The sequence below is a fragment of the Halorubellus litoreus genome (assembly GCF_055378595.1).
The window spans coordinates 1535023-1556829 of record NZ_AP043836.1 but is presented as its reverse complement, the minus strand read 5'-3'; the positions used below and the strand labels follow the sequence as shown (position 1 = coordinate 1556829).

Here is a 21807-nt window from a genome sequence, read left to right as displayed (position 1 = left end):
GTGCTCTCTCCGTACCTATCAGGATGGAGGTTGCCGAGGTCGTCCCGGAGTTCGCCGACGCGTTCGCGTTCGAGGAGTTCAATCCGATGCAGCGCGAGGCCCTGCCCGCGTTGCTCGAACGCGACGAGAACGTGGTCGCGAGCGCGCCGACCGCGAGCGGGAAGACCGCGCTCGCGGAGCTCGCGATCTGTAACGCGCTCGCCGACGACGGCACCGCGCTGTTCGTCGCGCCGATGCGCGCGCTCACGAACGAGAAGGAATCGGAGTGGGAGCGCTTCGAGGACCTCGGGTACTCGGTGTACGTCGTCACGGGCGAACGCGACCTGAACCCGCGTCGGGCCAGGCACGCGGACGTGCTCGTGATGACGCCCGAGAAGCTGGATTCGGCGACCCGGAAGCACGACTCGGCGAGATACGACTTCGTGACGGACGTGGACGTCGTCGTCATCGACGAGGTCCACCTGCTGGACTCGGACAAGCGCGGGCCGGTGCTGGAGGTGACGATATCGCGGCTCCGCCGGCTCTGCGATCCGCGCGTCGTCGCGCTGTCGGCGACGATGCCGAACGTCGAGGACGTCGCCGCGTGGCTCGACGCGCCGCCGGAGTGCACGTTCGAGTTCAGCGAGAAGTATCGACCCGTGGAGTTGAACGCGGGCGTGAAGACGTACACGCACGGCGACAACTCGTTCGCGGACAAGTACCGGCGGCTCTACCGGGCGCTCGACCTCGCGGAACCGCACGTGCGCGAGGACGGACAGGCGCTCGTGTTCGTGTCCTCGCGCCAGGACACCGTGCAGGCCGCGAAGAAGGCGCGGGACGAGGTCGCCGAGCGCGACATCCCGATGGGCGCACGGGGCGACTACGACTTCCACACGGACGCGAAGGAACTGCAGAACGAGACCCTCAAGAACAGCGTCCTCGACGGGGTGGCGTTCCACCACGCGGGCCTGTCGAAGGGCGACAAGGACCGCGTCGAGCAGTGGTTCAAAGAAGGGAAGATCCAACTCTTGTTCTCGACGTCGACGCTCGCGTGGGGCGTGAACCTCCCCGCGCGGTGCGTCGTCATCCGCGACACGAAGCTCCACGACCCCCTCGAGGGCGAGGTGGACATGAGTCCGCTGGACGTCCTCCAGATGCTCGGGCGCGCCGGGCGCCCGGGCTACGACGACGTCGGGTACGGCTGGGTCGTCTGCGACCGCGCTGACGCCGACAAGTACCGGCGCCTGCTCAGGGAGGGCAAGGACATCGAGAGCCGGCTCGCGGACAACCTGGACGCGCACCTGAACGCCGAGATCGCGATGGGCACTATCAGGGACCTCGAGGACGTGATGTCGTGGCTGGAGACGACGTTCTACTACGTGCGGGCGTCGTCGGCGCCCGACCGCTACGACTTCGAGGGGCTCCGCGAGTACGTCCGCGAGAAGCTCGAGGGGCTCGTCGACGGTGGGTTCGTGGACGCGAGCGAGGACCTGTCGCTGTCGGCGACCTCGCTGGGGATGCTCGCGTCGAAGTTCTACCTGCGACTCGACACGGCGGCGCGGTTCCGCGAGCTGGCGACGCGCGACGGGAGAATCGACGAGGACGCGGTCCTGGGTGCGGTGGCGACGGCGACCGAGTTCGATTCCGTGAGTGCGCGCCAGAGCGAGAAGGAGGCCGTGGATGCGGTGCTCGTCGGGCGGGACACGGGCGACATGGACCCCGGGCAGCGGAAGGTGCTCGCTATCGTCCAGTCGACGATGACGGGGTCGACGCCCGCCGAACTGCGGTCGGACGCGTGGGTCATCAAGCAGAACGCGCTCCGCTTGCTGGGGGCGTGCCGGGCGTTCCTGGAGCGGTTCGCGGACGGGCACGCGGCGAACGTCGCGGAGCGCGTCGCGGCGAGAGTGGAGAACGGCGTCTCCGGTGACGCGGTCGGCCTCACTGCGGTGGACGGCGTCGGGTCGGGGCGTGCGAGCAAGCTCGCGAAGGAGGGGTACGCGACGCCGGGCGACCTGACCATCGGGGGCGTCGAGGACCTCGTGAACGCGGGGCTCTCTGAGGGCGTCGCGGAGCGCGTCCACGAGTCCGCGAGCGAGCTTCCCGCACCCCGCGTCGAGTGGGGGGCGTTCCCCGAGCGCATCGCGCGCGGCGAGAACGACCATCGGGAGGTCCGCGTGGTGAACGGCGGCGGCGGCGCGAACGCGCACCTCCGCGTCACCGTGAACGGCGTGGAGATGACCGAGACGGAGACGTACCTCGGCGACGACGCGACGCTCCCGGTCGCCGTGTTCGGTGCGAACGACGACGAGCTCACCTACGAGGTGTCGGTCGCGTTCCCGGACCACCCGCTCGTCCCGGTCGCGGAGACGCGGACGGTGGAGGTCGAGTAGTCGTGGGGGCGGCCGACCCGGGCGACGAGTCCGCGACGGACCGCATCACGGCCGCTGACGAGGATGCGCCGGCGACGGACGCCGAGGAGCGCGTGGACGTCGTGTGGTTTCCCGCGGACGACGACTACGTCGTGGTCGCCGCGGGCGACGGCGACCGCGCGGTCGCCTTCCACCGGTACGGCCGTCTCATCGTCGCGGGCATCGGCGCGCTGTTCGCGGCGCTCGGCGTCGTGATCCTCCACGGGTTCGTCACCGCGAACACGAGCCTCGCGTGGCCCACGTCGGGCGTCGTCTTCGGTGTCGGGGCGCTCGCCGCGACCGCGTACGTCTACTGGCGGTACGACCCCGAACCGGCGCCCGGGGTCGTCGCGCGCGACGAACCCGTCGACAGCGCACGAGACGAGTTCGACTTCGAGGACTGACCGACTCGCTGGCATACGGCGACCGCCAGGTCGCCGTTTCTGCTGACACCTGCCTCCCGAGCGTACGGCGACCGCCAGGTCGCCGTTTCTGAGATGCACTGAGTCGACTCGCAGGGTGTCTCTGTTACTCCGCGGCCGTGTGCTCGACGAGGTCGTATCGCTTGACGAACACCGGGTAGTCGATGGTCCACGTCTGCTCGTGGAGCGGCACGGTCACGGAGACGGTCTCGGGTGCGCGCTCGACGAGTTCGGTCGTCGAGAGGTCGGGGTCTATGGTTCCCGTCTCTCGGGGGGCGGTCGGTCTCGTCTGGTGGTGCACGTTCAGGTGCCGTTCGCGACCCTGACCCGCGGGATAGAAGACGATGCCTCGTCGCTCGTGGAGCGACGGGTCGAATCGGTTCGCGACGACCTGTATGGCCGTGTCTTCGCCGACCCAGGCCGCCCACACCGCGGCGTCGGTGTACGCCTCCGTCCCCGAGTCGTCGGTGTCCCGGACGGTGTCGTTCGCGGGGACGTACGCGTGGTCGGGTGGCCAGCCGTCGAGCGTCCGACTGGCGGGGTCGCCGATGGCGCGCATGCGGTCGCCGTGTTCGAGCGGCGGGTCGTCGTCGAGGACGCGGGAGACGCAGCCGCTGGTCGCGGCGAGCGCGCCGCCGAGGAGGGCGAGGGCGCGGCGGCGGGTGGGCATGCGCGACCGATGCGACCGCGCTGGCGAAGTGTTTTGGGGTGCACCGAGTGGTGGTGGTCGCCAAGCGAGACGAGAGGCGGGGCGTGCGGGACCGCAACCTACACGCCGCGGGCGCGTCTCGGCCCTGGTATGTCGCCGACCGTCGACGACCTCCGGAACGAGATCCGCGCCGCGACCGGCCGTCACGAACGCCTCGTCTCCACGGGGTTCACGAAGGAGGCGCTCGCCGCCATCTGCGGCGAGTTGGGGTACGACGTCGGTGACGGGCAGTTGCCGGCGAAGGAGGTGATGCGCGCGGAGATTCGAGCGCGCGTCGGGCTCGCGGACGACGCGGACCCCGAGACCGAGGGGAGCGCGTTCCGGAAGGCGGACCTGGAAGCCATCGCGGACGCGGTCCGCGAGGAGTAGCTGCGAGTCGAGTGCTCGCAATCCCCGTGTTGTCGTTCAGCAGACCTTGAGAATCCACGCCGGGGCTCTTTGTCGGAAGCGGCAGATACCAGCATACGTATGTGTTCAGGCACTGATTCGAAGATGGTTGATGCGCTGCATCGGTGTCTCGAGCACCCGCTCCGTCGCGCGGTCCTGTGCACGCTGGCGGCGCAGCCCGACGAGGTGACGACGCTCGAAGCGCTCGTCGACGCGCTCGACGAGACGATGGTGGGCGGCGAGGACCGACTCCGGATCGCGCTCCATCACGTGCATCTGCCGAAGCTCAGCACGCTCGACGCCGTCGAGTTCGACTACCGGAGCGGCGACGTCCGATACCGCCCGGAGTCGACGACGTCGCAGTTCGTCGAGCGGGAGTTATCCTAGTCCTGAGTCGGTCCGAGCGCGACCGCGACCACCCGAGGTTTACATGAGACGTAAACCCGCGATGACGGCGCTGGTGCCCTTGTCGGCGCGCGAGCCGGTAGCGGCGCGATGGAGTCGTGGCGACTGATCGCCGTCAGTACGAGACGCCCTGGTCGGTGACCTCGACGCGGAGTCCGTAGTAGGCGCTGCCGCGTTCGAGGTACGCCATCGTGTCCGACTGGCGCTGGAGGTGTTCGCGGACGCGGACGACGAAGCGGTCGAACGCCGCGCTGGGGTCGCACGTCGAGTAGCCGCCATCGGTCGTCACGACGTCGAGCAGGTCGCGTTCGGCGTCGCTCAGCGCCACGAACCGGACGGGTGCGTACCCGCCGTCGAGGCTCGTCGTGGTGTGGTCGACGGCGATGGTGCTGTCGTAGTGTTCGTCCATCCCGTCGCGTTCCTCGCTGGTGACGCAGTCGGGCGTGTGGTCCCACGCGGTCAGGTTCCCCGGCGCGGTGTGCTCGCTCTCGGTCCCGCCGCCGATGCCGCGCGTGGAGAGGCAGCCGCCGAGTGCGGCGGTGGCGGCGGCGACGCCAGCGGCGGCGGTCTGGAGGAGTCGTCGACGTGGAACGTCGGTCACGGTACGCTCGTCGGGGTCGAGACAGGAAAGGGTGGTTCTAGCTGAAACGCGCGTTTCGCGGCCTTGAGTCGTCTAGTCGTCGGCGGTGGTGGGGGTCTCTTCGCAGGGGTCGGTGGCGAACCGGCGGGCGTCGCGGACGACGGCGTCGCCGAGGTCGCGGAGGCGGGATTCGATGTCGGGATCGGTGACGGCGCGGTCGTCGAGCGCTTCGGGGTCGGGCTGGAACTTGCTGGAGGCGTTCCGGATGCCGACCTGTTCGGGGACGACGTGACCGTGGACGCCGCGGACGGTCGCTCGCATGTGGTCGAGCGTGCTCGCGTAGCTGCCGCCGCCGGCGGTTGCGACGAGGCCGACGACGGTGTCCTCGTACTCGTCCCAGCCGCAGTGGTCGTGGAAGTTCTTGAGGGCGCCCGTGAGGCTGCCGTGGTAGACGGGCGAGCCGAGGAGGACGGCGTCGGCGTCCTCGACGGTCTGGAGGAGGTCCGAGACGCCCTGGTCGTCGACGTCGGGGTCGTACATGGGGACGTCGGCGGTCCGGAGGTCGAGCAGGGTGGTGGTGGCGCCGCACTGCTCGGCTGCGTCGAGCGCGTACGTGAGTGCGGTTCGCGTGTAGGACGTCTCGCGGAGGCTCCCGCAGACGGCGACGACGGAGACGGCTGTCATTGGCTCGCCTTGGGGATGCGCGTGGTTAAGCCCCGCGTCATCCGGAGAACCGTCGGAGTCGCACTGCTGTCGTGTGGTTTGTGGCGCAGTCGTCGGGGTCGCGGCGCGGTCGTGTTGGGGCGACGACGCGTCGAGAAAGTTGTATGGTACCGAAGCGCATGCTTTGGGTATGGAGTCAGCCGGTCCATACGCGGACGCCGAGAACCGGCACGTCGCGACGCGCGTCGTCGACGCAATAGACAACGGGAGCGACCCGACGGCCGCACTCGACCTGCTCGCCGAAGACGTCCGGATCGTCCAGCCGGGGCGGGGCGTCGACGAGCGCGGCCGAGCGGCGGCCGTCGACTGTTGGACGCACTGGCACGCTGGCCTCCCCGACTACCGCGAGGACGTCGAACAGGTGGTCTGCGACGGCGACACCGTCGTCGTCTTCACCACCTGTCGCGGCACGCACGTCGGCGAACTCGACGGCATCCCGTCGACGGGGCACGCCGTCGAGGTCCCGCGCGTCCACCGGTTCCGCGTGACCGACGGGCACGTCGTCGAGTGGTGGACGCTCACCGACCGGCGTGCGGTCGCCGAACAGCTCGGCGTCCAGCCGACGAGCCTCGGCGGCCTCGCCCGCGTCGGCATCTCCGCCATCAAGCGCGCCGTGAAGCGGTGATGGACGAGGTATCGAGATAGTAGCCGGCGTCGCCGTTCGCGTCGTGGAGCTGTGGCTGTGGCGACACGGTTATTGGCGTGCGAAGAACACACACGCGTAGGTTCCGCTCCGGGAACCCACGGCGCGTCGCGACGGCCGCCCTACCGGCCGTCGCGGTCGTTCGCGTTCGATGCGTCACCGTCGCTGGACGCGAACACGGCGACCGCGAGCAGGACGTACCCCGCCTCGTTGCCCTGCGCGAGCAGGGACACGGCGCCGGTCGCCAGCGTCATCCGTACCTTCGTTCGTATCGAGAGACACCTCCGCCGGCGGCTGTTTCCGACGCAGAGCGGCGTGCGTCGCGCCCGCGTGACCGATTCGACGTCGACGGCCGAGCGCGCGGACTCGCGCCGGGTGGCGCTATCGGTGATTACGGACGGTGGTCGGAAAAGGGCGAGCGTAGCGCGGTGAAAGTGAAAGTGGAACCGCGAACCGCACACAGCAAGCCGCTGGCCTCAGCCCAACGGCCGTATCCCGTGGTGGGGTTTTTTCGCGTCGGCCGGCCTTCGGTCGCACATGGACGCCATCTCCTTCGGGACCGACGGCTGGCGTGCGACGCTCGACGAGTTCACCGACCGACGCGTCCGCATCGTCGCACAGGCCGTCGCCAGTCACCTCCGCGAGACCGGCCGCGAGGGCGAGACCGTCGGCGTCGGCTACGACGCCCGCGAGACCAGCGAGGGCTTCGCCGAGGAGCTCGCTCGCGTCCTCTGCGCGAACGGCTTCGACGTCCTCATGCCCGAACGCGACCGCCCGACACCACAGCTCGCGTGGGCCATCAAGGAACGCGAACTCGCTGGCGGCTGCATGATCACCGCGAGCCACAACCCGCCCGAGTACAACGGCGTGAAGTTCGTCACGGACGACGGCTCGCCCGCCCTCCAGGACGTCACCGACTCAATCGTCTCCCACCTCGCCGAGCCCGACGCCCTCCCCGAGGACGAGTGGGGCGACGTCGAACGCGTCGACATGGTCGGCCCGCACTTCGAGCAATGCAAGCGCCGCGTCGCCGACGTCGCCGACGCCGACCCCGACAGCGAGTTCCTCGACGGCCTCCACGTCGTCTACGACGCCATCCACGGCTCCGGGCGCGACGTCACCGACCGCCTGCTCGAAGAGGCCGGCGCGACCGTCGACCGCCTGCGCTGCGAGCGCGACCCGACGTTCGGCGGCGCCCACCCCGAACCCAGCGAGGACAACCTCCAGGGGCTCGTCGACGCCGTCGAAGCGCGCGACGCCGACATCGGGATCGCGAACGACGGCGACGCCGACCGCATCGCCGTCGCCACCCCCGACGGCTTCCTCGACGAGAACCTCTTCTTCGCCGCCGTCTACGACTACCTCCTCGAATCGAGTAGCGGGAGCGCGGTCAGGACGGTGTCGACGACGTTCCTCGTCGACCGCGTCGCCGACGCGTACGGCGAGACCGTCCACGAGACCCCGGTCGGGTTCAAGTACGTCGCCGACGCGATGCGCGACCACGACCCGCTGATGGCCGGCGAGGAGTCCGGCGGATTCGCGGTTCGCGGCCACCTCCGCCAGAAGGACGGCGTCTTCATGGCCTTGCTCGCCGCCGCCGCAGCCAGCGAACGCTCGCTCGAAGACCGCGTCGACGCCCTGCTCGCCGAACACGGCGAGATACACCAGGGGAAGGTGAGCGTCGACTGCCCGGACGACCGCAAAGAAGGCGTCCTCGGCGACCTCGAGGACCACATCCCCGAATCGGTCGCGGGCGAACCGGTCGCGGACGTCGTCACCGTCGACGGCTTCAAGCTCCTCCTCGAGGACGGCTCCTGGACGCTCATGCGACCGAGCGGCACCGAACCGAAACTCCGCGTGTACGCCGAAGCCGGCAGCGAGGCGCGCGTCGAGGAACTGCTCGACGCCGGGCGCGACCTCGTCGAACCGCTCGTGTAAACCCCGACCCGAACCCCACGGTTGGCGGAACTGTTTTATTCCCGACCGCTCTCCATTCCGACATGACCGCCGGAGATGGCCTCGGCGAGATGCAGCGACTGCTGTCGGGCGACCTCGACACGCAGACCGCGCACGGCGCGCCGAACAGCCTCCCGCTCGTCTTCCTCGGCCTCGTCGTCGCGGGCGCCCTCGGCTGCATCGTCGGCTACGTCGGCCCCGGCCTCCCGGCCGGCCACAACGTCAACGTCGCCGTCCCCTACGCCGCCCTCGCCGCCCTCCTGTACGTGTTCGCGGTCGCCGCCGGCCCCGTCCACGTCCTCGAACGACTGCTCGCCGGCGCCGTGACGTTCACGTGGTTCTACGCGATGGCGCTCGACGACCACGTCGTCAGACAGACCGTTTCCGCCGACCCTACGCTCTCGGTCCTCGTCCCCGGCACGGTCGTCACCGTCGCCGTCGCGCACCTCACCTGGCGCGCCGGCGTCCTCGACGGCCTCCGCTGGCCACGCGACATCTACCCCCGCACGCGGAACCTCGCACTCATCTACGCCCCCACCATCTACTTCGCGACCTCGACCCTCGTCCTCGGCCTCTGACCACCCGCCGAACGACGGTTCCTCTCCCGGCAATTCAAGTCCGATACCGCGGCCAGGCTCCACGTGCCCACTCGTCGGGCGTGCGAGGAGTCGAGACGGGAGCGGTGGACGCCCTCGCACGCCGCCGTCGTCCACCCTGCTCGCCACTACCGATTCAGCGACCGCTCGGCCCACAGCCGACCGTCGCTTCCTGTCCCTTCGTCGACGACGTCGAAACCGAGCGCGTCGTAGAACGCACGAACACCTGGGTCGAACGCGACCGTGAGCCGCCGCTCGCGGTCGAGCGCCGCCGAGACGAGCGCGCGCCCGACGCCTCGTCCACGCCGCCGCCGCCTGACCGCGACCGCGTCGACGTGCATCCCGACGTCGCCACCCACCGCCTCGGGGAGCGCGACGTCGTCCAACGGCACGAGCACGAGCGCACCCACCACGCGCTCGTCGTCGACCGCGACGAACGCGTCACCGCGAGCGACCGCATCGCTCACCGCGTCGGTCTCCAGCATCGCGCCGTCGAGCACGCGCCGAACGTCCAGTTCCGCCTCGACGGTCGCCTCGCGAACCACCACGTTCGGGTCGCCAGACGCCGACACCGTCACCCCTCCCGATGCTCGTCGATAGCGCCGAGGAGGTCGTCGACGCTCGGCCGGTCGAACGTCGACCGACCCGCGTACGACCACACCACCTCCGGGCCAGCGTCGGCGTCGCGACAATCGACGAGGACCGCCTCCGGCATCCGGCCGAGGAAGTCGCTCCACTCGCCGAGGAACCCGAACCGGACCGGCTGGTCGTACGCCTCACCGACCGCGACGTCGGGGTCCGCGAGCAACGGGAACGGGAGGTCGTAGCTGTCCTGCCACTCCTGGACGTTCTCGCGTGGCTCCGGGACGACCGACACCACCTCGGCGTCTCGCTGCTCGAACTCGTCGTAGCGGCTCGCCACCTGCTGGACTTGCTCGCGGCAGTTCGTACAGTAGTGGTCGCGCTGGAGCAGAACGAGGACGAAGTCGTGGTCCGCCGCGAGCGCCGACAGCGAGCACGGGTCCGGCCCGGGACCGACGTTCGCGAGTTCGAACTCGGGTGCACTCGTCATCGCGCTATCCTCCCTTCACGAGCCGCAGGACGGTCACGTGGTCGACGCTCACGGGTTGGTCCTCGGGGACTGGACGCCCGTCGACGAGGACGGTGACCTCGTGCGGACTCAACTCGACCGCGGACAGGAGGTCCGCGTACGTCGCGTCCGCGCCAGCGTCCACCTCGAGAACGTCCTCGCCTTTCACGTCCACCGTCACCTGCATACCCCACGGTATCGGGCGAGCGCGCTTCAGCGTGTCGGGAGTGACGCGTCGAGAACGAGGTCCGTGGGACGAAAAGTGGAACGAGTCCGGTACCCGAGTCCGGACTCGGTACGGTTCGGGTCAGGCGGTGGGCGCGTCGGTCGTCGCACCGCGGCGAGCGTTCCGGCGGTCGCGGCGGTAGCCGTCGAGCACGAGCGCGATGGCGCCGAGGCCGACGAGGAACACCAGGAACGTCAGGACGCCCCCGAGGATCGGGACGAGGCCGACGACTGCGGCGACGAGGAGGCCGACCGCGAGCGCCGCCCAGTCGTTCTCGACGTCCAGCCGCCCGAGCGTCCACGACGCGGCCGCGAACCAGCCGTAGACGACCGCGGTCCACGCCAGGAGCGCGAACAGCATCGCGCCCAGGATCGTCAGCGGGATGCCGACGATGGTGATCGCGAACGCGACGAGCACGACGGGGACGGCGACGAGCGTCACGAACCCGAACGCGCCGGCGCGAACGGGCGTGTCGGCGACGGTTCGAGCGATCTTCCGCGTGGTACCGGGGAACGCGACGAGGAGGACCGCGCCGAGCACGAGGTTCGCGAAGAACCCGTAGATCGCGCCGACGCCATCGGGGACGGGCGAGAACTGGAACTCGGCCCCGCCGATGGAGTCGTCGCGGACGACGTCGCCCGCGATAGCGGCGCCACTGCGTTGCGTGAGGTCGCCGTCGTACCGGAGCTCTCCGCCGAGAACGGCGGTGTCGGCCACGAGGATGGTGTCCGCGCCGACCGTGACGTCACCGTCGACCTGCCCGGCGAGCGTCGCGTCGGCGGCGCCGACGTTCACGCTCCCGGTAACGACCCCGCTGTCGCCGAGGGCGAACGTCGCGACGCCGGTGTTGACGTCACCACGGACCTCGCCGTCGATGCGGAGGGTCGCAGCGGCGACGTTCACGTCGCCGTTGACGACACCGGTCTCGCTGATGCGGACCTCGGCGGCGACGCCGTCGATGTTCCCGTTCACCGTCCCGTGAACGATGACGGACGCGGCGGCGACCTCGAGGCCGTCGATTGATTCACCGGCCTCGACGGTCACCGTCGAGCCGACGCGTGTCTCTGCAGCGGCCAGTCCCGGACCGGCCGCGAGCACGAGCGTGAGGACCATGACGAGCGCGAGGGCTCGTCGAGCGAATAGAGTGCTCATACCTAGAGAGACGCCGGACGTGACGATAGCAGACGTCGCTGGTTCTCGCTCGCAGAGAACTGCGCGCATGGATAGACAACCACTCGGTCGCGAACCGCGACCAAGCCACCGCCGTCGTTCCGGCGTCTCGGGGGCTTTATCAGCGCCAGGGCCGTGCCTCGTCGTATGAGCGAGTCCGCGGACGAAGGGGACCGACCCGCCGGGAAGACCGAGGTCTGGATCGAGAAGTACCGGCCGGAGTCCCTCGCCGACGTCGTCGGGCACGAGGACATCATCTCGCGTATCGAGAGCTACGTCCGGAAGAACGACCTGCCCCACCTCATGTTTGCAGGGCCAGCAGGCGTCGGGAAATGTGCCACGGGAGAGACGCCGGTTCTGACGAACGAGGGCGTCCAGCGTATCGAGGACGTCGTCGGTGACGTCGACGGGTTCGCGTCCCCACGAGCGGACCTCGAGGTTGCGACGTTCACCGAAGGCGGCGAGTTCGCGTTCGTCGAACCGAGCGAAGTGTTCAGTAAATCGACCGACGCGCTGGCGGCCGTCGAGACGAGAGACGGCGGACAGTTGCGCGTGACTCCGGAGCATCGCCTGCTCGTGGTCGACGAGGACGGACTGACGTGGCGGGAGGCCGAGAAGTTGGAGGCTGGCGACAGGGTGGCTCGACCGCTCGAGACCCCCACGCCGGATGCTGACGACGAGTTGGAGTGGCTCGCAGCGATCAACGGGAAGCGGTACGTCGCGACGGTGGCGGAGTCCTTCGCCGCCGAACACGAGATTCCGGCCGAAGAGCAGTTCGTCGGCGCGAAAAAGCGCATCGTCCGAGGACTCCGAGAAGACGACGTCGATGGCGTCGACGCCAGCGGCTCCGTGACCGTAGAGACCATCGAGGCGTACGCCAACCGACTGTCGGACGTCGACGTCGACTCGTACTCGACGGTCGCCTCGGTCGAGTTCCTTCGGTCCCTCGACGTCGACGCCGCTACACTCGAGTCGAACGTCGAGTCCCTCCAATACGTTCCGAGGAACGGACAGGAAACGCAGCCGATCACCCCACCCTGGACCGCTTCCGCGGAGCTTGCAGAGTTCGTGGCGTGGGTCGTGAGCGAGGCGCGCGTCGATAGCGGACGAATCCGGTTCTACAACACGGACGAGTCAATCATCGAGCGGTTCGAGTCACTCGCCGAGGACCTGTTCGGCGTCGAGACCGAACGGATGGAGCGGAAGGGCGTTCCGTTCGTTCGAATCCGGTCGCGGACGCTAACCGGCTTCCTCGAGGCGTGTTTCGACGTGGTGTCGTCTGACGGCATCGGGTCGACGCTCGTCACGGCGCCGTCGGACGCCAGGGAGGCCTTCCTCCGTGCGATGTTCGACGCGGAAGCGCACGTTTCGAAGAACGGTATCGTGGAGTTCACGCAGAAGGACGGGGACGTGGTCTCGCTCGTCTCGTATCTCCTCGGGTCGCTGGGGATTCCGAGTCGACGGAAGACCGAGCAGAAGGCGGCGACGAACGGCAGCGGTATCGAACGGACGTACCACACGTTGTACGTCTCCGGCGCGAGCGCCCTGTCGCGATTCGAGGAGCGCATTGGCTTCTCCATCGACGAGAAGACCGAACGGCTGGCGATGGCGACGGCTCGTGACTCGAACCCGAACCACGACACGATACCGACCCAGCGTGCCGTCGACGACCTCTGTGACGTGCTCGCGCTGAACAAGACCGAACACGTGCCGACGACCACGAACCCGGACTCGCCGGGGCGGGAGCGATATCTCGAATCCGTCGAGTCGGTTCTGTCCGCGGCCGTTTCGAAGGTCGAGACGGCCCAGCGCGTCAAGGAAGGGGTTCCAGCGGACCTGGACGCTGTCGTCGCGACACCCGCAGCGTGGGTCGGGGAACGCGAGCGGTTGGAGCCCCTCGAGACGCGGAAGGACGTCGCGGCCGAGACCGGGGTTCGGTCGGACAGGCTCCTGGAGTACGCGGACGGACGGCGGTCGCCGACCGCCGAGCGAGCGCAGCAGTTACTCGTCGAACTCGACGGCTCGGCGCGTGGAGACGTCGCGGCCGTCCAGCAGACGCTGTCGTCGTTCATCGACGACCTCGGTGTGTCGTACAATCGCGTCGCTGAGAGCACTGGCCTCCGTGGAACCGACGTGAAGAACCTCCTGGAGAACGACGACCACGACCTCGAGTCGCTCCCGCGGTTCGCCACCGTCGCGGACCGGATTCGCGCGGTCGCCGACGAGATGCTCTCCGGTGACGTGCTCGAATCGCTCTCGATGCTCGACTCGCTCGCGAGCGAGTCGCTGTACTTCGACGAGGTCGTCTCGGTCACCGTCGAGGACGCCGACGAGCGCGTGTACGACGTGACCGTTCCGCAATCGCACAACTACGTCGCTGGAGCCGTTCCGACGGTGATGCACAACACGGCCACGTCGGTGAGCATCGCGAAAGAAGTCTATGGCGACGATTGGCGAGAGAACTTCTTAGAGCTGAACGCGTCGGACCAGCGCGGTATCGACGTGGTTCGCGACCGTATCAAGAACTTTGCACGTTCGTCGTTCGGGGGGTACGAGTACCGCATCATCTTCCTGGACGAGGCGGACGCGCTCACGTCGGACGCGCAGTCGGCGTTGCGGCGGACGATGGAGCAGTTCTCGAACAACACGCGGTTCATCCTGTCGTGTAACTACTCGAGTCAGATCATCGACCCGATCCAGTCGCGGTGTGCGGTGTTCCGGTTCTCGCCGCTTGGGGACGAGGCGGTGGCGACGCAGGTTCGGAAGATCGCCGACGAGGAGGGGTTGGAGGTGACCGACGACGGCGTGGACGCGCTCGTGTACGCCGCTGACGGTGACATGCGGCGGGCCATCAACGCGCTGCAGGCGGCGTCGGTGACGGACGAGGTCGTGGACGAGGCGACGGTGTACGCGATCACGTCGACGGCGCGCCCGGAGGAGGTCGAGGAGATGGTGCGGCTCGCCATCGACGGGGACTTCGTGGCGTCGCGGTCGCGGCTGGACGAACTCCTGACCGAGCGCGGGCTCGCGGGTGGCGACATCATCGACCAGTTGCATCGGTCGGCGTGGGAGTTCGACCTGGACGACACGGCGACGGTGCGGCTCATGGACCGGCTCGGGGAGGCGGACTTCCGCATCACGGAGGGCGCGAACGAGCGCATCCAGTTGGAGGCGTTGCTCGCGTCGCTCGCCCGATAGGACTCCGCACCTGCTGGAGCGGCCGTTTGGGTTCGCGAGCTCGGGGTCGCCCGCTGGCGTTCGCTCGGTGGTAGCACCCGGGATTCGTTCGTTCACGGGGATGTCGCGATGATTTTACGCCGGACCATGATTTCCGGCCGAGAGCTTTATCAATCGTTCTAGCAACGGTTGTGCTGAACAGTATCTACCATGACGGATGACACGTCGGTCCTCGTCGTCGAGGACAACGTCGAACTCGCCGGGCTGTACGCGTCCTGGACGCCCGCGGAGTGGTCGGTGGAGACCGTGACGAACGGCGAGGACGCGGTCCCTGCGGTCGACGAGTCGACCGACGTCGTGGTGCTCGACCGACGCCTCCCGGGGTGTTCGGGCGACGAGGTACTCGAACGAGTTCGCGATGCCGGGTACGACTGTCAGGTCGTCATCGTGACGGCGGTCGACCCGGACTTCGACATCGTCGAGATGGGGTTCGACGACTACCTCGTCAAGCCCGTCGAACGGGAGACGTTCGAGCGCACGCTCGAACGGTTGCTCGCGCGTTCGGCGTACGACGAGGAGTTGCGGGCGTACTACGCGGCGGTGTCGAAGCTCGCGGTCCTCGAGACGCACAAGACGAGCGAGGACCTCGCGGCGTCGACGGAGTACGACGACCTCCAGGAGCGCGTGCGACGCCGAGGCGGTCGTGCGGACGACCTCCTCGACGACCTGCTCGCGGATTCCGTTGCGAACTCGCAGGTGTTCCGCGGCCTCCTCGAGTCGGCGACGCAGTGACCCGTTCAATCCTGATGGCCTCGGCGCAGTGACCCGTTCAATCCTGATGGCCTCGGCGCAGTGACCCGTTCAATCCTGATGGCCTCGGCGCAGTGACCCGTTCAATCCTGATGGCCTCGGCGCAGTGACCCGTTCAATCCTGATGGCCTCGGCGCAGTGACCCGTTCAATCCTGATGGCCTCGACGCAGTGACGCGTTCGGTACTGGTGTCCTCGACCGGTTGAGACCGTCGGCGTCGGGGGTTCCCGGAACTGTTTTACGCGCCGCGAGGCGACGGTTAGCCAAGAATGAGTGAGCTTGAGGACGAATATCGCCTCGATTATTTCGAGGAGAACGGGTTCGTGCGGAAGTCCTGCACGGACTGTGGGGCGAACTTCTGGACGCGAGATCACGACCGCGAGACGTGCGGCGAGCCGCCGTGCGAGGATTACGCGTTCATCGACGACCCGGGGTTCGACGAGCCGTACAGTCTGGAGGAGATGCGGGAGGCGTTCCTGTCGTTCTTCGAGGCGAACGACCACGAGCGCATCGAGCCGTATCCGGTCGCGGCGAACCGCTGGCGGGACGACGTCCTGCTGACGCAGGCGTCGATCTACGACTTCCAGCCGCTCGTCACGAGCGGTGAGACGCCGCCGCCCGCGAACCCGCTCACGATATCCCAGCCCTGCATCCGGATGCAGGACATCGACAACGTCGGGAAGACGGGGCGGCACACGATGGCGTTCGAGATGATGGCGCATCACGCGTTCAACGCTCGCGAGGACATCGAGGACCCCGAGCAGTACGCGTACGAGGGCGAAGTGTACTGGAAGGACGAGTGCGTCGAGTACTGCGACGAGTTCTTCGAGTCGATGGGTGCGAACCTCGACGAGATCGTGTACATCGAGGACCCGTGGGTCGGTGGCGGGAACGCCGGGCCGGCCATCGAGGTCATCTACAAGGGCGCCGAGTTGGCGACGCTCGTCTTCATGTGCATGGAGCTCGACCCCGACGGCGAGTACGAGCTGAAGGACGGGAACACGTACTCGTTCATGGATACGTACATCGTCGACACCGGGTACGGCCTGGAGCGGTGGACGTGGATGAGTCAGGGGACGCCGACGGTGTACGAGGCGGTGTACCCGGACATGATCGCGTTCCTGAAGGAGAACGCGGGCATCGAGCTCTCCGACGAGGAGGCGGAGCTCGTGCATCGCGCGGCGAAGCTCGCCGGCCACATGGACATCGACGAGGCCGAGGACATGGAGAGTGCGCGGGACAACATCGCGCGGAAGCTCGACGTCCCCGTGAGCGAGCTCGAGGCCCTCATGGAGCCGCTGGAGGACATCTACGCCATCGCCGACCACTGTCGGACGCTGGCGTACATGTTCGGTGACGGCATCGTGCCGAGTAACGTCTCGACGGGGTATCTGGCGCGGATGGTGCTCCGGCGGACGAAGCGGCTCGTGGACGGCGTCGGCGTGGACGCGCCGCTGGACGAACTCGTGGACATGCAGGCAAAGCGCCTCGAGTACGAGAACCGCGACACCATCCGTGACATCGTTCGGACGGAGGTCGAGAAGTACCGGGAGACCCTCGAGCGCGGCGGTCGGAAGGTCGAGCAGCTCGCCGAGGAGTACGCGCGGAAGAGCGAGCCGATTCCGACGAGCGAGCTCATCGAGCTCTACGACTCGCACGGTATCCAGCCGGATATGGTCGAGGAGATCGCGGCGGAGTCGGGTGCGGACGTGAACGTCCCGGACGACTTCTACTCGCTGGTCGCGCAGCGTCACGACAGCGAGGAGGCGTTCGAGGAGGAGGGGAGCGAGGGCGACGACCGCATCGACGACCTCCCGAAGACGGAGCGGTTGTACTACGACGACCAGCAGCGCACGGAGTTCGAGGCCGTCGTCTTGGACGTGTTCGAGCGCGACGACGCGTTCGACGTGGTGCTCGACCAGACGATGTTCTACCCCGAAGGCGGTGGGCAGCCCGCGGACACGGGGACGCTGTCGGACGACGACGACACGTACACGGTCGAGGTCGAGGACGTCCAGATACGCGACGGCGTCATCCTGCATCGCACGGACGAGCGCCCCGAGAAGGGCGACATCGTCCGTGGCCAGCTCGATACGCGTCGACGCCGGCAGTTGATGCGGAATCACACGGCGACGCACGTCGTCATCCACGCGGCCCGGCAGGTGCTCGGCGAGCACATCCGGCAGGCGGGCGCGCAGAAGGGCGTGGACTCCTCCCGTATCGACGTCCATCACTACGAGCGCATCGACCGGGAGGACGTCAAGCGCATCGAGCACGTCGCGAACGAGATCGTGATGGAGAACACGCCCGTCACGCAGGAGTGGCCGGACCGCCACGACGCGGAGGCCGAGCACGGGTTCGACCTCTACCAGGGCGGTATCCCGCCGGGCGAGAACATCCGCCTCATCCACGTCGCGGACGACGTGCAGGCGTGCGGTGGGACGCACGTCGCGCGGACGGGCGACATCGGGACGATCAAGGTCCGGAACGCGGAGCGCGTGCAGGACGGCGTGGAGCGGTTGACGTTCGCGGCCGGTGAGGCCGCGATCTCGTACACGCAGGAGGCCGAGGACGCGCTCTACGAGGCGGCGGACGTCCTGGACGTGAACCCCGAGGAGGTGCCCGAGACAGCGGAGCGGTTCTTCGAGGAGTGGAAGGCGCGAGGGAAGGAGATAGAGGACCTCAAGGAGGAGCTCGCGGCGGTCCGCGCGAGCGGTGCGGGTGACGCCGAGGAGGTCGACGTCGGCGGGACGCCCGCGGTCGTGCAGCGCCTCGACGCTGACACGGACGAACTCCGGGCGACGGCGAACGCACTCGTCGAGGAGGGCAAGATAGCGGTGTTCGGCTCCGGCGCCGGCGGGAGCGCGCAGTTCGTCGTCGCGGTCCCCGAGGACGCGGGCGTGAACGCCGGCGAGGTCGTCGGCGAGCTCGCGAGCAAGGTCGGCGGCGGCGGTGGCGGCCCGCCGGACTTCGCGCAGGGCGGCGGCCCGAACGTCGACGCGCTCGACGACGCATTAGAGGACGCCGCGGACGTGCTGCGCGCCGTGAAGAACGCCTGACGTCGGTTCACCCGAACGCCTGACGTCGGTTCACGCCGTCGTGTTTTCGTGACGGTTCCACTCGCTTGGTTTCGAGGACGTCGCTCGGGGCGTCGACGCGACGTGGGACGTCCCAAAGCTAGTACGTGAAAAATCTCAGCGGAGCTGAGTTTGCGCAGCGTCGTTGCGTTTGCGACTCTAGTTAGCGGCCTGCTGTTGTTCGGTGAGGTAGGCACCGATCTGGTTGAACTCGTCGACGAACGTGTCGTAGTCGTACTGCTGGGCGTGAAGCATCGAACTCCAGCGCTGGGTGATGCTCGTCAGGAGGCCGGCCTCCGCGATTTCTTCCTCGGTAGCCCCGTTGAGCTCGGCGGCGCCCGAGTGGAACGTGGAGCAGTATTGGCAGTGGTGGGACGACGCGACTGCGAATTGCATGAGCTCGCGGTACTTCGGCGGGATCTCGGTCTCGCCGAGCGTGTACTGCTTGAAGACGGGCCACTCGTGGACGAGCGCGTCCTCCGGGACGGCTGCCATGAAGCCCGGGACGACCCCGAGGGTGTCTTCGATGTCTGTTAACGTATCCTGATAGCTCGTGTTGGTGGTGGGGGTTGCTGCCATAGTGTTGTCTCGTCGGTGAGCCTCTGAGAATGTCTTGCTGGGTCCCGATATCGACGATGAACCAGGGGCGAACTCGGAGATTCGGTGTACGGTACGAGACCCACGGGAATAAACATCCACTATTATTTGGTACAGTTATGCGTTCGTCTCGTTCAGTGACGGGGAGCGGCTCGTACGGTTCCTCGAGGGACTCGAGATCGCTTTCTCCAAGGTCGATCTCGACGGCTTCGACTGCGTCCTCGAGGACCCAGTCCTGCCAGTCGCTCGACCCGAAGCTCATGCACCCAGACAGATCTTGCCCACCGTGAGCCCCGTGTTACCAAGTGTCGTGTACTCCACGTCCGCGGGAGCGATTAAAAAGTTTCCAGAACGCGAACGTCGACGCGAGCGCGGTCGCTGTCGAGCGTTGGAAGGTCGCACCCCCCGAACCGGGGGGCGCGATGAGGAATGATAGTGGCGTATCCCAGTCGGTCACTCGGTGCGTGCCGAGTGTCGGTCAGGAGGCAACGACTGATCCGATTACGCGCAGGGCTCTCGCCCTATGGGAATACTCGGCATCATCCGTCTAAAACCTATTGGCTAAATGAACGGCCGTCGGTCGCGGTGGTCCGAGGTGGGGTCAGGCGTCGAGGCCGAGCGTGGCGGTGGCGGCGTCGGCGACGGCGTCGAGGTGGGGTTCGGGGGCGTAGACGCCGGCGCGCCACTGGACGTCCTGGGCGGCTTGGAGGCCCTGGACGAGCGGGGATTCCTCGTGGAGGCGACGGACGTCGCCGTCGACGACGACGCGCGTGGAGGATTCGGGCATCGAGGGGCGGCCGGGGACGTCGAGGTGGACGAGCGCGGGGTGGAGGTCGGCGGCGGCGGCGACGTCGCGTTCGAGGTCCCGTAGTTCGGCATGGGTGGCGTCGACGACGTGGTCGGGCGTCTCGTCGAGTTCGAGCCAGCACGCGCGCTTGTAGAGGTCGCGCGTCCCGAGGCGGGCGGCGGCGTCGGCGGTCGCCGGACAGTCGCGGAGCGCGGCGAGGAGTTCGTCGTCGGTCATGCGCGCGAAGTCCTCGGCGTGCAGGCTCGTCTCGTCGAGCAGGCGCTCGCAGGCGCGTTCGAGCATCGTGCCGGCGATGCGGGAGACGTGATGGCGGTAGACGGTCGCGTTCATGAGCGCGCGAGCGACGAGCAGCGATTCGGCCGATTGGACGTTCCCCTCGGCGAGGACGAGGTCGCCGTCGACGTACCGCAGCGCGCGCAGGAGTCGGCCCTGGTCGATGGTGCCGTAGGGGACGCCGGAGTGGTGGGCGTCCCGGACGAGGTAGTCCATGCGGTCGACGTCGAGTTCGCCGGAGACGAGTTGTCCGAGCCGTCCCTGGCCGTCGATGCGGTCGGCGACCGCGTCGGTGTCGAGCCCGTGGCTTTCGAGGACGCGCCCGACCTCGCCGGTCGCGATGATGTCGTGGACGTCGTCGTGGTGCCGGCCGAGTCGGCGCTCGATGACGCCCTCGGTCTGGTGGCCGTAGGGACCGTGGCCGACGTCGTGGAGGAGCGCGGCGGCTTCGACCGCTTCCGCACGAGAACCGTCGATATCGAGGTGCCGGCACGCGCGCCGGGCGAGGTGGTAGACGCCGAGGGAGTGCTCGAAGCGCGTGTGGTTCGCGCTCGGGTAGACGAGGCGGACGGTCGAGAGCTGCTTGACGTGCCGCAACCGCTGGAACGCCTCCGTGTCCAGCAGGTCCGCGGCGACGCCCTCGACCTCGATGTAGTCGTGGACGCTGTCCTTGATCGCTCGCATTGGCCTATCGATAGCCGGGTGCGTGCAAAAAGGACGCGAATCGGTCGGCGACCGGTTCTCCTGGTTTCAAGCCTGCGGGCGTTCGAGTCCGTGGTATGCCGACTGTCGAGCGCGACGGAACTGAACTCTACTACGAGACCGCTGGGAGCGGTGAGACGGTCGCGTTCGTCCCCGATATCGGGACGGGCGCGTGGCTGTGGGGCTGGCAGCACGCGGCGCTCGCCGGTCCCTACGAGACCGTGGTGTGGAATCCACGCGGGACGGGCGAGTCGTCGCGGCCGCGCGGGGACCTGTCGATGCGGACGTTCGCGAACGATCTGGACGCGGTCCTCGCCGATATCGGCGCGAGCGCGACGCACGTCGTCGGGTGCGGGCTCGGCGCGATGGTCGCGCTGGAGTACGCGCGCCGGAAGGGGCGAGCGCGAAAGCTCGTGCTCGTCTCGGGTGCTGGGCGCGGCGACGCGTACGACCCCGAGCCGCTGTTCGCGGACCCCGGCGACGAGCGAGCCTGCCGGGAGACCCTCGAGTACGCGTTCAGCGACGACTTCCGTTCCGAGCAGCCCGACGCCCTCGACGACGTCGCGGCGTGGCGCGCCAGCGAGGACGCCGACCGCGAGTCCTGGGACCGCCAGCGCGCCGCGCTCGACGACTGGGACGCCGACCCGCTCTACGAACTGGACAATCCGGCGCTCGTCGTCGACGGCGGCGCGGACGACCTCCTCGACGCGAGCGCGGGCGAACGCCTCGCCGACGACCTCCCACGGGGCGAACGCCAGTCGTTCCCCGACGCCAGCCACTTCGTGCACGCCGAACGCTCCCGCGCCGTCAACGACGCGGTTCTCGGGTTCCTCGATACCGCGGACTGACCCAGCATCCGGCGGCCCCCAGGCCGCCGGTTCCGCTGCTCTCCACTGACCCAGCATCCGGCGGCCCCCAGGCCGCCGGTTCCGCTGCTCTCCACTGACCCAGCATCCGGCGGCCCCCAGGCCGCCGGTTCCGCTGCTCTCCACTGACCCAGCATCCGGCGGCCCCCAGGCCGCCGGTTCCGCTGCTTTCGACTGACCCAGCATCCGGCGGCCCCCAGGCC

21 protein-coding genes are annotated in these 21807 nt (G+C 68.4%); 11 read left to right on the top strand and 10 right to left on the bottom strand.

All coding sequences use genetic code 11. From position 1 onward, the window contains the following. Window positions 1-23 precede the first annotated feature (23 nt). Both ACZ48X_RS12000 and ACZ48X_RS11995 read left to right on the top strand, forming a co-directional pair. Window positions 24-2369: a DEAD/DEAH box helicase gene (locus ACZ48X_RS12000; RefSeq protein WP_336349498.1), complete on the top strand. Its 2346-nt coding sequence runs from the start codon at window positions 24-26 to the stop codon at window positions 2367-2369. Between the two features lie 2 nt (window positions 2370-2371). Beyond that, complete coding sequence (locus tag ACZ48X_RS11995; protein ID WP_336349499.1) at window positions 2372-2791, top strand: hypothetical protein; 420 nt, start codon at window positions 2372-2374, stop codon at window positions 2789-2791. 124 nt (window positions 2792-2915) lie between these two features. On the opposite strand, the gene ACZ48X_RS11990 is transcribed toward ACZ48X_RS11995, so the two are convergent. Beyond that, window positions 2916-3479 carry a hypothetical protein gene (locus tag ACZ48X_RS11990; RefSeq protein WP_336349500.1) on the bottom strand — a complete coding sequence of 188 codons (564 nt, stop codon included), beginning with the start codon at window positions 3477-3479 and terminating at the stop codon, window positions 2916-2918. A 129-nt stretch (window positions 3480-3608) separates the two neighbouring features. Here ACZ48X_RS11990 and ACZ48X_RS11985 point away from each other — a divergent pair, with 129 nt between their 5' ends. Together ACZ48X_RS11985 and ACZ48X_RS11980 are read left to right on the top strand one after the other, a co-directional pair. After that, on the top strand, window positions 3609-3887 hold the full coding sequence (locus tag ACZ48X_RS11985) for a hypothetical protein (RefSeq protein WP_336349501.1): 279 nt from the start codon (window positions 3609-3611) through the stop codon (window positions 3885-3887). 99 nt (window positions 3888-3986) lie between these two features. Further along, window positions 3987-4292, top strand: a complete 306-nt coding sequence (locus ACZ48X_RS11980; RefSeq protein ID WP_336349502.1) for a DUF7344 domain-containing protein — start codon at window positions 3987-3989, stop codon at window positions 4290-4292. 133 nt (window positions 4293-4425) lie between these two features. Here the strand turns inward: ACZ48X_RS11980 and ACZ48X_RS11975 are convergent, their stop codons facing one another. Both ACZ48X_RS11975 and ACZ48X_RS11970 read right to left on the bottom strand, forming a co-directional pair. Next, entirely contained in the window at window positions 4426-4911 is a 486-nt protein-coding gene (locus ACZ48X_RS11975; RefSeq protein WP_336349503.1) for a hypothetical protein, read from the bottom strand. A gap of 72 nt (window positions 4912-4983) precedes the next feature. Next, on the bottom strand, window positions 4984-5574 hold the full coding sequence (locus tag ACZ48X_RS11970) for an NADPH-dependent FMN reductase (protein WP_336349504.1): 591 nt from the start codon (window positions 5572-5574) through the stop codon (window positions 4984-4986). A 169-nt stretch (window positions 5575-5743) separates the two neighbouring features. On the opposite strand from ACZ48X_RS11970, the gene ACZ48X_RS11965 reads away from it, so the two are divergent. Continuing rightward, window positions 5744-6238, top strand: a complete 495-nt coding sequence (locus tag ACZ48X_RS11965) for an ester cyclase (RefSeq protein WP_336349505.1) — start codon at window positions 5744-5746, stop codon at window positions 6236-6238. Between the two features lie 140 nt (window positions 6239-6378). On the opposite strand, the gene ACZ48X_RS11960 is transcribed toward ACZ48X_RS11965, so the two are convergent. After that, window positions 6379-6510, bottom strand: a complete 132-nt coding sequence (locus ACZ48X_RS11960; protein ID WP_336349506.1) for a hypothetical protein — start codon at window positions 6508-6510, stop codon at window positions 6379-6381. A gap of 283 nt (window positions 6511-6793) precedes the next feature. Between ACZ48X_RS11960 and ACZ48X_RS11955 the strand changes: the two genes are divergently transcribed. Together ACZ48X_RS11955 and ACZ48X_RS11950 are read left to right on the top strand one after the other, a co-directional pair. Continuing rightward, a complete protein-coding gene (locus ACZ48X_RS11955) occupies window positions 6794-8194 on the top strand; it encodes a phosphoglucomutase/phosphomannomutase family protein (protein WP_336349507.1) in 1401 nt (466 codons plus the stop codon). A gap of 62 nt (window positions 8195-8256) precedes the next feature. Beyond that, entirely contained in the window at window positions 8257-8790 is a 534-nt protein-coding gene (locus tag ACZ48X_RS11950) for a hypothetical protein (protein ID WP_336349508.1), read from the top strand. A gap of 146 nt (window positions 8791-8936) precedes the next feature. On the opposite strand, the gene ACZ48X_RS11945 is transcribed toward ACZ48X_RS11950, so the two are convergent. The 4 genes from ACZ48X_RS11945 to ACZ48X_RS11930 all read right to left on the bottom strand — a co-directional run bounded on the left by ACZ48X_RS11945 (window position 8937) and on the right by ACZ48X_RS11930 (window position 11276). After that, window positions 8937-9380 (bottom strand): GNAT family N-acetyltransferase, encoded by a 444-nt coding sequence (locus ACZ48X_RS11945; RefSeq protein WP_336349509.1) that lies wholly within the window; start codon window positions 9378-9380, stop codon window positions 8937-8939. 2 nt (window positions 9381-9382) lie between these two features. After that, window positions 9383-9880, bottom strand: a complete 498-nt coding sequence (locus tag ACZ48X_RS11940; protein WP_336349510.1) for a peroxiredoxin family protein — start codon at window positions 9878-9880, stop codon at window positions 9383-9385. Between the two features lie 4 nt (window positions 9881-9884). Further along, window positions 9885-10085, bottom strand: a complete 201-nt coding sequence (gene samp2 / locus ACZ48X_RS11935; RefSeq protein ID WP_336349511.1) for a ubiquitin-like small modifier protein SAMP2 — start codon at window positions 10083-10085, stop codon at window positions 9885-9887. Between the two features lie 120 nt (window positions 10086-10205). Beyond that, entirely contained in the window at window positions 10206-11276 is a 1071-nt protein-coding gene (locus tag ACZ48X_RS11930; RefSeq protein ID WP_336349512.1) for a bactofilin family protein, read from the bottom strand. A 165-nt stretch (window positions 11277-11441) separates the two neighbouring features. Here ACZ48X_RS11930 and ACZ48X_RS11925 point away from each other — a divergent pair, with 165 nt between their 5' ends. The 3 genes from ACZ48X_RS11925 (at window position 11442) to alaS (ending at window position 18340) form a co-directional block, all read left to right on the top strand. Next, window positions 11442-14492, top strand: a complete 3051-nt coding sequence (locus ACZ48X_RS11925) for a replication factor C small subunit (protein WP_379761910.1) — start codon at window positions 11442-11444, stop codon at window positions 14490-14492. A gap of 189 nt (window positions 14493-14681) precedes the next feature. Then, entirely contained in the window at window positions 14682-15263 is a 582-nt protein-coding gene (locus ACZ48X_RS11920) for a response regulator transcription factor (RefSeq protein WP_336349513.1), read from the top strand. Window positions 15264-15550: 287 nt separating this feature from the next. Continuing rightward, a complete protein-coding gene (alaS, locus tag ACZ48X_RS11915) occupies window positions 15551-18340 on the top strand; it encodes an alanine--tRNA ligase (protein ID WP_336349514.1) in 2790 nt (929 codons plus the stop codon). A gap of 177 nt (window positions 18341-18517) precedes the next feature. Here alaS and ACZ48X_RS11910 read toward each other — a convergent pair whose 3' ends face one another. Next, window positions 18518-18937, bottom strand: a complete 420-nt coding sequence (locus ACZ48X_RS11910; protein WP_336349515.1) for a carboxymuconolactone decarboxylase family protein — start codon at window positions 18935-18937, stop codon at window positions 18518-18520. Between the two features lie 619 nt (window positions 18938-19556). After that, window positions 19557-20720 carry an HD domain-containing protein gene (locus ACZ48X_RS11905; RefSeq protein WP_336349516.1) on the bottom strand — a complete coding sequence of 388 codons (1164 nt, stop codon included), beginning with the start codon at window positions 20718-20720 and terminating at the stop codon, window positions 19557-19559. A 95-nt stretch (window positions 20721-20815) separates the two neighbouring features. Here ACZ48X_RS11905 and ACZ48X_RS11900 point away from each other — a divergent pair, with 95 nt between their 5' ends. Then, window positions 20816-21586: an alpha/beta fold hydrolase gene (locus tag ACZ48X_RS11900; RefSeq protein WP_336349517.1), complete on the top strand. Its 771-nt coding sequence runs from the start codon at window positions 20816-20818 to the stop codon at window positions 21584-21586. The last annotated feature ends 221 nt before the right edge of the window (window positions 21587-21807 follow it).